This window comes from Eggerthella sp. 1_3_56FAA (genome assembly GCF_000185625.1).
Taxonomy (GTDB): Bacteria; Actinomycetota; Coriobacteriia; order Coriobacteriales; family Eggerthellaceae; genus Eggerthella; species Eggerthella lenta.
This window is the reverse complement of the sequence record NZ_GL622580.1, coordinates 1,093,479-1,102,515: the sequence shown is the minus strand read 5'-3', so window position 1 is coordinate 1,102,515 and position 9,037 is coordinate 1,093,479. Positions and strand designations below refer to the sequence as shown.

At 63.8% G+C, this 9,037-nt stretch carries 7 protein-coding genes; 3 read left to right on the top strand and 4 right to left on the bottom strand.

What is annotated here, in order from left to right:
• Both HMPREF1023_RS09895 and HMPREF1023_RS09890 read right to left on the bottom strand, forming a co-directional pair.
• On the bottom strand, nucleotides 1-502 hold a 502-nt coding region (locus tag HMPREF1023_RS09895; RefSeq protein WP_035578805.1), incomplete at its 3' end, for a multiheme c-type cytochrome.
• 144 nt (nucleotides 503-646) lie between these two features.
• Entirely contained in the window at nucleotides 647-2,308 is a 1,662-nt protein-coding gene (locus HMPREF1023_RS09890; protein ID WP_009306143.1) for an FAD-binding protein, read from the bottom strand.
• Between the two features lie 365 nt (nucleotides 2,309-2,673).
• Between HMPREF1023_RS09890 and HMPREF1023_RS09885 the strand changes: the two genes are divergently transcribed.
• Nucleotides 2,674-4,281, top strand: a complete 1,608-nt coding sequence (locus tag HMPREF1023_RS09885; RefSeq protein ID WP_009306142.1) for a LuxR C-terminal-related transcriptional regulator — start codon at nucleotides 2,674-2,676, stop codon at nucleotides 4,279-4,281.
• Nucleotides 4,282-4,317: 36 nt separating this feature from the next.
• Here HMPREF1023_RS09885 and HMPREF1023_RS09880 read toward each other — a convergent pair whose 3' ends face one another.
• Nucleotides 4,318-5,007: a peptidylprolyl isomerase gene (locus tag HMPREF1023_RS09880; protein ID WP_009306141.1), complete on the bottom strand. Its 690-nt coding sequence runs from the start codon at nucleotides 5,005-5,007 to the stop codon at nucleotides 4,318-4,320.
• A gap of 96 nt (nucleotides 5,008-5,103) precedes the next feature.
• Entirely contained in the window at nucleotides 5,104-6,627 is a 1,524-nt protein-coding gene (locus HMPREF1023_RS09875) for a helix-turn-helix transcriptional regulator (protein ID WP_009306140.1), read from the bottom strand.
• Nucleotides 6,628-6,888: 261 nt separating this feature from the next.
• On the opposite strand from HMPREF1023_RS09875, the gene HMPREF1023_RS09870 reads away from it, so the two are divergent.
• Together HMPREF1023_RS09870 and HMPREF1023_RS09865 are read left to right on the top strand one after the other, a co-directional pair.
• Nucleotides 6,889-8,541 (top strand): FAD-binding protein, encoded by a 1,653-nt coding sequence (locus HMPREF1023_RS09870; RefSeq protein ID WP_009306139.1) that lies wholly within the window; start codon nucleotides 6,889-6,891, stop codon nucleotides 8,539-8,541.
• Between the two features lie 10 nt (nucleotides 8,542-8,551).
• Nucleotides 8,552-9,037: multiheme c-type cytochrome (locus HMPREF1023_RS09865; RefSeq protein WP_009306138.1), on the top strand; the 486-nt coding region annotated here is incomplete at its 3' end.

Here is a 9,037-nt window from a genome sequence, read left to right as displayed (position 1 = left end):
GGGGGTTCACCGTGGTGCCCTTGTCGTCGGTGAGCGCCGTGGAGTCCGCGGTCTTGGCGGCCATCTCCTCCATCGTGCCGTGGCACGAGATGCAGGTCTCGGGGTCCACCGTGACCACGGTCGCCTTGGTGGCGGCCTTGTCGCCGAACTTCACGTCGGCGTGCTCGGTCGAGAGCGCGGCCTCGTCGGTGTGGCACTGGACGCAGGTCACGCCCTCGGCCTCGTGGGCCGAGGCCTGCGGGCAGGACGCGTCGGTCGCCGACGCGGCCTCGACGGTGTGGCACATCGAGCAGTCGGAGTCCATCGTCCAGTTCACCGGCTGGCCGTCCATGGCCGAAGAGCCGCCGTTCCCGTCCTTCTGCTCGGACGCCGCCGGAGCCGAGGGCTCCGCCTTCGGCGCGCAGCCCGCGAGCGTCCACATCGCGGCCGTGAGCGCGAGGACGACGCCGAGGACGGCGAGCACGACGAGGCGCCGGTCGGCGGTGTGTGCTTGCACGGTCATGCGCTTCTCCTATCAGTCGTATTGCAGTTCGGAAGGCGGTTTCCCGCCAGATGCGCCCGCCGAGGGAGCGGCGGGCGCGGGGGTTGAGTCGCATCCGGCGCCGCTGGGGAGCGCAGCGCCGAACCGATCAGCGAAGGGAGGATGCTACTTGGCGTCCCAAGGCTCGAGACCCGCGGCGTGACGGGCGGAAATGCGGCCCCACACCTGGTTCTCGGCGTTGTTGCCGCCGGTGATGCCGTAGCTGTGGCTCTGGAAGTTGCCGAAGCAGCCCGCCGCGTACAGACGCGGGATGGGGTTCTCGGCGGGATCCAGCACCTGGCCGTGCTCGTTCTTCATCGGGCCGCCCAAGGTGGAGCAGGAGCCGGGGTAGATGGAGATGGCGTAGTACGGGCCGTCGTCCAGCTTCTCGAGCGTCTTCTCGGAGCGGTCGAAACGCGCGTCCTTCTTTGCCTCGCAGAATGCCTGGTACTCGTCGAACGTGGCTTTCAAGGCGTCGACGTCCATCCAGTGGTCGAACTCCTTGATCTTCTTGCCAAGCTCCTCGATGGTGTCGCCCTTGAGGATCCAGCCCTTCTCCAGCTCAGCCTTGTTGTCCTGGCTCCAGCCGTTCCATGCGCGGATCTCGTCGGGCAGGTCGCTGGCGAAGTTGCCGCACTCGAAGAAATCGCCCTGGCTGGTGGACAGCTTGCCGGCGTCGAAGCAGGTCTGGTCGAAGATGCCCCACGACGGGATGCGGTCGAAGTCGTCGATGGAGTCGTCGAACGACAGCAGCGTGTGCCAGCCGTTGTGCGGCGAGCCCATGTTGTTCTCGTTGACGTAGCGCTTGCCCAGACGGTTCACGTTGAAGTAGCTGTTGGCGGGCATGAAGTACAGGATGGAGAAGTCGTTCTCAGGATCGCGCGTCCACATGGAGTACATGGAGATCGCCATGTCCATGTGCCACAGCTTCGCTCCCACGTCCTCGACCATCTTGATGCCGTCGCCCGTGTTGAACTGCCAACCCTCGAACTTGAAGGGGTAGCACTTGAGGTAGGCGTTCTTGAGATCCTCGTTGAACTCGAAGCCGCCCGTGGTCATGATGACGCCCTTGCGAGCCTTGACCGTCTTCTCCTCGGAGCCGATCATCGTGTACGCGCCGACGATCTCCTTGGTCTCGGGGTTCTGGATGAGACGCTCGTCGTGGCAGTCGAACAGAACCTGCACGCCCAGCTTCTCGCGCTGCGCGTCGAGCTCGCGGAACGACAGCATGCCGAAGCCGTCGACGGAGGACAGCTTGCAGGAGCCCTCGTAGGCGTTGTCGTCCAGGAAGTAGTACTCGGGGATGGCGCCGGCCAGCGCGACCTCGGACACCTCGTAGGTCATGCCGTACTTGTCGGCGTACTCGGTGTTGCGAACGCACTCGTTGACCCAGGCGTCGATCATCGGCTCGGGGGTCTTGCCGTGCGTGAACGCCTTGATGTACTTCTTGAAGCGCTCTTTATCGCTTTCCTCGACGATGGTCCACTCGCCGTTGTTGATGCGGCTGTTGCCGCCGCCCTCGACGGGAGCCTTCTCCAGCACGATGACTTCCTGGCCGCACTCGTCGGCGCCGATGAGCGACGCCCACATGCCCGCGCCGCCGTAGCCGATGACCAAGAGGTCGCACTCGTAGTCCCAGCTCTTCGGCAGCCAATCGCCCGAAGCCGCGCCCGTCGAACCCGACGCGCAGCCGGCCAGCGCGGCGGAACCCGCCACGGCTGCGGCAGCGACGCCCGCGCCCTTCAGGAACGAACGACGGGAAACTCCGCCTTCCATGCCTTTGCTCATAGTGTTCCTTCCTCCTACTTGAATGAACGAACCGATTCCCGCACCGCGCAGCTATCGAGCTCGCGAGCATCGAACATCGGCCCCTGCCTCTCTCCCAGCAGAGATGCCCCTCCTTGGAAGCATCCGTTCTTGCCTTTCGAACGTTACGCTCGGCACGTTTCCGGCACATCTGATGGGCGGTCGGATTTTTCGCAGGACATCTGACGTTGAATAGGATTTTCCAGATCAGACCCCTATCGGATGCTCCATCCGATTTGATCGACGTATGAAATTGCGTATGATGCTACTTATGAGTTTTGTTGCAAACGGGAGGGAGCCGCGTCGCTCGGCGCGGCCCGTGGCATGAACGCTGGGGAGAGATGCACATGCAATACGGAACCAAGGGCGAAGGCCGGGACGGCGCTACCGGCGGCCTTCCGAACGGAGGAGAGGGCGGCCAGGCGGCGGAGGCGGCCGCGGAAACGACCTCCGCGGAACGCGACTCGCGCACGCTCGACTACCTGATAACCGTCATAGGGTTCGGCTTGTGCCGCGCATGGATCGTGTTCTGCCTGGGCGCGCCGCTCATCGCAGGCGCAGCATCATCTTTCACCTGGGCCTACCTCTTGTTCGGCGCGCTCAGCGCGCTGACCGTGTCGTTCGTTGCAAATCGAAGCGGCAAGCGCGAGGGCGTCGTGCGCGTCGCGCTGTTCCGCGCAACTCCGGTAGCCCTTGCCGCAAGCGGCATCATCATCCCCGTGGCGCTAGCCCTGAACAGCGAGGCGCTCATGATCGTCGGGTTCGTAGCCGGCGGCTTGGGAGCGGGGCCCTTGCAGGTGCTGTGGGGCGACCGCTTCGCCCGCCACGCCACGTTGTTCGCCGCCGTCGCTTCCCCCGCGGCGGCCATCGTCACCGCGCTCGTCGCCGGCATGTCGAACGATCATACGAGCTTCATCGGCTTCGCGGTGATACCCCTGTTATCGTTCGGCTTGCTGCTGTTCGAAGCGAACCGCACCGGTCTGTCGTGGAGCGACCTCACGCAGAAACCCAAAGAGGAACCCGCGGTCGAGAACGCGAATGCCGACGACCCCTCGGCCCGCTCGACGTCTCAGAGTGACGCCGAGGAAGAACCGGGCGCGAAGTTCGGCGTGGGCAAGCTCATGTTCTCTATCATGACGTTCTCGTTCCTGTGCCGCTTGTTCGATGCCATACCCGCCTACGACGACCCGTTCTCGTTCGTCGGCGGAAGCGCCATCTTCGCGCTCATCCTCGTGGGCGCAGTGTTCCTCGTCATCGTGGCGAAGCTGCGCGAGCGCTTCAACGCCGCACTCACCTACCGGCTGTCGTTGCCCATCATGGTGGCGGGATTCGTCGCCATTGCGCTGTTCTTCGACACGCACGCCGCCATGTCCATCCTGCTGATCAACGCGGGTTACGAGTTCTTCGACATCCTCACCTGGGTGCTGTTCGTAGACGTATCGCGTCGACGCAACGAGAACGCGCTGCATATCTTCGGGCTGGGCGTGGCCTTCATGTTCGCGGGAATGGGAGCGGGAACCATGGCGGGCAGGGCGTGCGACGCGATGATCGCCAGCGGGGACATGCAGATCTCCGCCGTGGCCATGTTGGCCACGCTGTGCCTTGTGGTGGTGGCGTTCATGGTATTGCCCGAGGGCGTGGTGGCGCAGCTGTCGCAAACCATGCGCACAAGCCGCAAGGAAAAGGACGTCGAAGAAGCACCCGCCGTCGCGGTTGTCGATGCGGGCGCGGGGCGGCTCGAGCAGCACTGCGCGAGCGTGGCGAGAGATTACGGCCTGACGCCGCGCGAGAGCGAGGTCATCGTGCTTCTGGCGTACGGTCGCACCCTGTCCATCATCGCCCGCGACTTGCAGATTGCAAAGGGTACCGCCCGCACGCACATCGAGAACATCTACCGCAAGCTCGACGTGCATAAGCAGCAAGAGCTGATCGATCTGGTTGAGACGTACGAATAGGCGAGGGCGACGCCGCCCTCGCCCGGCGGGAACCCGCTACTCTTCCTCCCCCGCGGCCGCGTCCGCTTCGGCCTGCTTCCTGCGCTCTTCGCGCTCGCGATCGAGCTCCTCGAGCACTTCCTTCGGCGACTTCGGGCGCGGCAGCTCGTGGGAGATCGCCTCGGCCAGCGCCTCCTCGTCGGCGCCTTCGATGACGATGCTTTTGATCGCGTCGCCCACCCCCAGCTCCTGCACCGTATCGATACCTTCGATCACCTGGCCGAACACGGTGAACTTCTCGTCGAACTCAGGCTGCTCGGACAGCGAGAAGTAGAACTGGCAGCTACCCGAGTTCGGCTCGGACTTGTGCGCCATGCAGAGGCTTCCCAGCACGTGCTTGTTGTTCGGGTTGGTCTCCCACTCGTCCACGATGGTGTAGCGCGCGTCGCCTGTGCCGGGATGGATGCCGCGGATCATGCCGCGCGCCGCCGCGTCCACCTGCGCAGGCCCCAGCGTGCGCGTGGTGGGACAGCCGCCCAGCACCACGGAGCCCGGCTTGTGCGCGTGGAACTTCAACTTGTCGTAAAACCCGCGTGCGGCGAGCTCGATGAAGTTGCCCGCGGTCACGGGCGCGTCCTTGCCGGCCAGTTGTACGCGGATCGTGCCGCGAGACGTCTCGATGACGGCAACCTCATTGCCGTTGGGAATATAGTGCGGGGTGTATACGGACAGAACGATGCGTCCCATGAAATGCCTCCTTGTGTATGTCGAACCTTGTGCGTCTCCCATGATACCCGCGCCCCGATCCCTTGCATCAGATGGAGCATCGTATTTTTGCTCCGATCAGGCGTCATCCGAGATAGCGAAGCCCTCGACGAGATCGATGAGCTCCTGTTGCTTGTGCACGCCAAGCTTCGCGTATACGTTCTCGATGTGCGTCTGCGCCGTGCCCTTAGCTATCTGCAAGTCGCGCATGACGATAGCCAACGTACGCCCGCGCGCCAGCAGCACGAGTACCTCACTCTCGCGAGGCGTCAGACGCCGCTCGACCGCTATCGCCTCGCAACGCCTTTCCAATGAAGAAGCAGGCGAGATCTTCGATGAGGACTCCGCGCGCTCCCCCGTAGCGCCCTCGTTGCGCTCGCCACCTCGAAGGCGCCCTCGCCGGCCAACTACTTGAGCGATCGTCCCTTCCGGTATAACGAGGAACGCCGTCACCACCAACACGGTGACGCATAGAATGCCAACCGTGGACATCTGCACGTCTCCGACCAGCAGACGCGCGTGAATCTCGCTTCCCGCGAGATAGCCCAAGCCCATGCCGCACAATGTTGCGGCCACCCCCCACCCGAACACCCGATAGCGTCCGCAAGCATCCACGCGCCGCTTCGCCAGATCGACGAACAGTATCCACGTTACGATATCGAACAGCTCGTAGCCGATGCCTATGAGCAGCACGGACAGCGCCCAATGGTCATAGAAGAACAGCGAGACAATGGCCATGCCCAGCGCCATGAGCGGAAGCGACAGGCGATACGCAAACACGGGCTCGAAGCGATCCCCGCACAAGAACGCGAACAGCAGAAACAGGACGCCCACCACCGCCAAAGCGAATACCGAGCTGCCGCCGAACACGACGAAAGGATCGACCACCCCTTCGCCGGGAAGCGAGTCGAATACGCGGCATAGGAAACTGAACACCCCGATGCTCACCATCAGCTGGGCGATGGATTTGCGCGACAAGGCGGGCCGATCCCGTTCGGGCTGCCTTGCCGGCTCGACCGAGACCCCGTCGAGCGACTGCTCTTTGTCGATGCGCGAAGTCTCCACCAGCAACAGCACGAACGACATGATCGGAAACACGAAGAACGCAAGAAACCCTCGCTCGCCTATGACGAGGGCAATGAGCAGCGCGATGACGACGGCCGTGGCAGGATAGCACGCAAGCGCGAACGGCACGGGGCGGCGAGCGTACTCGTTTCCCCACAGCACCTGCAAGAAGCTCGAGGCAGCGCCTCCGACGACCACGAGCGCCGCCAAGGCGATCGGCTGACCGCACGCCAGGGCTATCGGTGTCGCAACAGCGCATGACACGGTAAGCGCCCCCGTCAGACCGCGCATTCGCGCCTCGAATCGATCCTGCGTTGCAGCGCGTCGCGCTGCAACGGCAACGCCAGCGGCAGCGGTGGAGCCGGCAAGCAGGAACGCCCAGTTCGAGTTCGTCACGAGCGTCGTCACTGCAGCTGCGGAAAGGCACAATACAATCCATGCTCGGCAGAACGCAAGACCGAGCAGCACGATATAGAAATCCAACGATTTCCAGTCAGGGCAAAATGCCGTGAGCTTGTTCCGCAGACACGTCCCCATTGCTCCCCTCTTTCATCGAATCCCGCTTCCCTTGCGCGGTGCGGCACCGTCCCCTGTGCCCAGTATAGCAATCTCCTCTTCATCGCATATCGGATGGAGCGCCCTAATGGCTCCGCCCCGATGCTTCCCACCTGCCGATCTCCCGACAAGGAAAAAATAGGGCGTCGAACTCGATGGCAAGCGAACGCATCCCGCGTACGGTAAACGAAGTCGCCGACCGTTCAAGGCGAAACCAAAACAATGCAAGGAGAAGGAGAGGCAATGAGCACGAAAGAACAGGGAGGGCTGTCGCGCCGCTCGTTTCTGAAGGGAGCGGGCGTCGCTGCCGCCGCTGTGGCAGGTTCCGCCGCGCTGGCCGGCTGCTCGTCGGACGCAGGCGCGTCGCAGGAGTGGCTGCCGAAGAGCTGGGACTACGAGTGCGACCTCTTGGTCATCGGCTACGGAGGCGCGGGCATGTGGGCGTCTCTCATCGGCGCCGACGAGTGCGGACAGCAGGTGCTCGTGCTGGAGAAGGCTCCGGTGCGCGGCGGTGGCAACAGCTCCATCAACAACGGCGAGTTCGCCGTCATCAAGGACGCTGAGGGCATGCGCCAGTACTGGCACGAGATGACGCAAGACGTGGACACGCCCTCGGCCGTCATCGACGCCTGGATCGAAGAAGGCCTGCGAAACTGCGAATACGCCGACAAGTACGAACTTGAATACGACATCAACGAGCAGGCCATCGCAGGCACCATTCCCGAGTACTCCTTCCTGCCGGGCGGTGCGGGCTGCCAGTCCATCGCCGACCCTCCGGGATTCGGCATGGCCTCGTTCGAGATCCTCGACCAGAAGCGCAAGGATCTAGGCATCGAGGTGCTGTTCGACTGCCATGACGAGCATCTTATCCAGAACCCCGACACTAAGGAGATCGTCGGCTGCACCACGATGATCGGCTCCGAGGAGAAGACGGTCAAGGCTCGCAAGGGCGTCATCCTCTGCACGGGCGGTTTCGAGTTCAACGAGGATATGAAGCGCAAGTACCTCAAATGCTACCCCTTCAAATTCGAGGGCTGGAAGTACAACACAGGAGACGGCATCAAGATGGTCGAGGAGGTAGGCGGCAAGCTGTGGCATATGGGCATGGCCGGCGCTATGTACGGCATGTGGACGCGCGATCCCGAGAACGACTTCCTCATCCTCATCATGCCGCCGGATCAGACATTCATCTACACCGATCGCCTGGGGAAGCGCTGGGTCGACGAGATGCGCATCGGCTCCCCGCACAACGGATGGCACGCGTTCACGCACTTCAACGACGAGATCTGCGACTACGATCACTGCCCCAGCTGGTGCGTGTTCGACCAGACGCTGTTCGAAGCCGGCCCGATGTCCACGCGCCAAGGCGACTGGTTCGAGTGCGGCAACTTCACCACCATGCTCCCCGACGAACTGCGCGACTGGGAAGGCTGGTCCGACGACAACCAGGCCGAAGTGGACAAGGGTTGGATCATCAAGGCCGACACCATCGAGGAGCTCGCCGCCAAGATGAAGGAGATCGACAAGTGGATGGACGTCGGCACGCTCAAGGCCACCATCGACACTTGGAACCAGGTCTGCGAAAACGGCGAGGATCCCGAGTTTCACCGCTCGCCCGCCACACTGAACCCGCTGAACAACCCGCCGTTCTACGCCTACACGGTGTATCCCGGCTCGTGCTCCACGCTCGGCGGCGCAATGAAGAACGAACACGGCCAGGTGCTGGACGTGTTCGCAGAACGACCCATCCCGCGTTTGTACGGCGCCGGCAGCTTCGGCAACATCCACTCGCATACGTACGGCATCACCGGCGGCAACGTGGCCGAGAACATGATCTGGGGACGCATATCCGCCCGTCACGCGGCGTCGCTCGACGCGTGGGACGAGAAGAAGTAAGGAGAAGCGCATGACCGTGCAAGCACACACCGCCGACCGGCGCCTCGTCGTGCTCGCCGTCCTCGGCGTCGTCCTCGCGCTCACGGCCGCGATGTGGACGCTCGCGGGCTGCGCGCCGAAGGCGGAGCCCTCGGCTCCGGCGGCGTCCGAGCAGAAGGACGGGAACGGCGGCTCTTCGGCCATGGACGGCCAGCCGGTGAACTGGACGATGGACTCCGACTGCTCGATGTGCCACACCGTCGAGGCCGCGTCGGCGACCGACGCGTCCTGCCCGCAGGCCTCGGCCCACGAGGCCGAGGGCGTGACCTGCGTCCAGTGCCACACCGACGAGGCCGCGCTCTCGACCGAGCACGCCGACGTGAAGTTCGGCGACAAGGCCGCCACCAAGGCGACCGTGGTCACGGTGGACCCCGAGACCTGCATCTCGTGCCACGGCACGATGGAGGAGATGGCCGCCAAGACCGCGGACTCCACGGCGCTCACCGACGACGAAGGG

Excerpts from the sequence above, each read along its gene's own strand:
- HMPREF1023_RS09890 (WP_009306143.1), bottom strand. The coding sequence starts at position 2,308 with ATGAGCAAAGGCATGGAAGGCGGAGTTTCCCGTCGTTCGTTCCTGAAG.
- HMPREF1023_RS09885 (WP_009306142.1), top strand. The coding sequence starts at position 2,674 with ATGCAATACGGAACCAAGGGCGAAGGCCGGGACGGCGCTACCGGCGGC.
- HMPREF1023_RS09880 (WP_009306141.1), bottom strand. The coding sequence starts at position 5,007 with ATGGGACGCATCGTTCTGTCCGTATACACCCCGCACTATATTCCCAAC.
- HMPREF1023_RS09875 (WP_009306140.1), bottom strand. The coding sequence starts at position 6,627 with ATGGGGACGTGTCTGCGGAACAAGCTCACGGCATTTTGCCCTGACTGG.
- HMPREF1023_RS09870 (WP_009306139.1), top strand. The coding sequence starts at position 6,889 with ATGAGCACGAAAGAACAGGGAGGGCTGTCGCGCCGCTCGTTTCTGAAG.